This window comes from Mesorhizobium sp. M7A.F.Ca.US.005.03.2.1, assembly GCF_003997795.1.
In the GTDB taxonomy this organism is placed as follows: domain Bacteria; phylum Pseudomonadota; class Alphaproteobacteria; order Rhizobiales; family Rhizobiaceae; genus Mesorhizobium; species Mesorhizobium ciceri.
This window is the reverse complement of the sequence record NZ_RZRP01001063.1, coordinates 1-1,847: the sequence shown is the minus strand read 5'-3', so window position 1 is coordinate 1,847 and position 1,847 is coordinate 1. Positions and strand designations below refer to the sequence as shown.

The 1,847-nt window shown below is 61.8% G+C and carries 2 protein-coding genes; one reads left to right on the top strand and one right to left on the bottom strand.

All coding sequences use genetic code 11. The features are described from left to right. Positions 1 to 511 (bottom strand): B12-binding domain-containing protein (locus EN991_RS34590; protein WP_127370410.1); only part of this gene is annotated, 511 nt, incomplete at its 3' end. Positions 512 to 783: 272 nt separating this feature from the next. Between EN991_RS34590 and EN991_RS34585 the strand changes: the two genes are divergently transcribed. Beyond that, positions 784 to 1,847 (top strand): trimethylamine methyltransferase family protein (locus tag EN991_RS34585; protein WP_127370409.1); only part of this gene is annotated, 1,064 nt, incomplete at its 3' end.

The window sequence follows — 1,847 nt, the reverse complement described above, 5'->3', positions numbered from 1 at the left end:
CCTTCATATAGGGCATGGTCGTGGTCAGCAGTGCGGACATGCCGATGATGTCGGGCTGGTGCTGTTCGATCGCATCGAGATATTTCTCGACCGCATTGTTGATGCCGAGATCGATGACGTCGAAGCCAGCGCCCTCCATCATCATGCCGACAAGGTTCTTGCCGATATCGTGGATGTCGCCCTTGACGGTGCCGATGACCATCTTGCCTTGCTTGGGCGCGCCGGTGGCGGCGAGCAGCGGGCGCAGGATGAACATGCCCGCCTTCATCGCATTGGCGGAAAGCAGCACTTCCGGCACGAACAGGATGCCGTCGCGAAAATCCTCGCCGACGATGCGCATGCCTTCGACCAGCGCCTCGGTCAGCACCTTGTAAGGCGCCCAGCCGCGCTCGAGCAGGATGTTGGTGCCTTCTTCGATCTCTTCCTTCAGCCCGTCATAGAGATCGTCGTGCATCTGCTGCACCAACTCGTCGTCGGAAAGTTCGGAAAGGATGATCTCGTCGTCGGACATTTGTATCGAGCTCCTGCCGGCATCGCGACCATGTCGCAAGGCACATATCTTCGCGTTCATACCTAACCCGCTGAGGGCATGTATCCATAGCTGATTTGCGACTTCCCGCAAAAGGAAAGCGACCGTAACTCTCTTGGAATTCTTGTCGATTTTGCGACAGGCGTTGGCGCTGGCGGGCCGTTTCGAATAGGGTGCATGGCTACGATCTGGCAAGAAGCGGCGAGAGCAGCCGCTATGGATTCCAGACAAGAACAGATTCAGGGAAGAACACCATGAGCGAATACGCGGCAGTCGATCAGGAAGCGTCAAACGCGCGACGTGGGCGCGGCGCCAGCGGCGGGGCTGCTGCCCGGCGGGCCGCGCGTTCGGGCGGAGGCCCGGGCACGCAGCTCACCTACATCAAGCGCAAGATCAACGTTTACGAGGTGCTGGACGAGGAAGGCCTGGCGCTGATCGAGAAGAACACCGACACGGTTCTCGAGGAGATCGGCATCATCTTTCGCGACGATGCAGAAGCGCTGCAACTGTGGAAAGAGGCCGGCGCCGACGTCAAGGGCGAGCGCGTGCATTTCCCGAAGGGGCTGTGCCGTTCGCTGCTCAAGACCGCACCGTCCGTCTACACCCAGCACGCCCGCAATTCCGAGCGTTCGGTGCAGATCGGTGGCAATGCCACCGTGTTCGCGCCGGTCTATGGCCCGCCCTTCGTGCGTGACCTCGACGGTGTCAGGCGCTACGCGACGATCGAGGATTTCCAGAATTTCGTTAAGCTCGCCTATATGGCGCCGTCGATCCACCATTCGGGCGGCACGGTATGCGAGCCGGTCGATGTGCCGGTCAACAAGCGCCATCTCGACATGATCTACAGCCACATCAAATATTCCGATAAGCCGTTCATGGGCTCGGTGACCGCGCCGGAACGCGCCGAGGACACCGTCGCCATGGCCAAGATCGTGTTCGGCGACGATTTCGTCGAGAACAACACGGTGCTGACCAGCCTGATCAACGCCAACTCGCCGATGGTGTTCGACGAGACCATGCTCGGTGCGTTGAAAGTCTATGCGCGCCACAACCAGGCCTGCATCGTCACGCCGTTCATCCTCGCCGGCGCGATGAGCCCGGTGACGGTGGCCGGCACGCTGACGCAGGTTCTGGCCGAAGTGCTGGCCGGCGCGTCGTTCACGCAGCTCATCCGGCCAGGCGCGCCGGTGCTGTTCGGCACCTTCGCCTCGTCGATCTCGATGCAGTCCGGGGCGCCGACCTTCGGCACGCCGGAGCCGTCGCTGGTGTCTTATGGCGCCGCACAGCTGGCGCGCCGTCTCGGCCTGCCGTTCCGCAC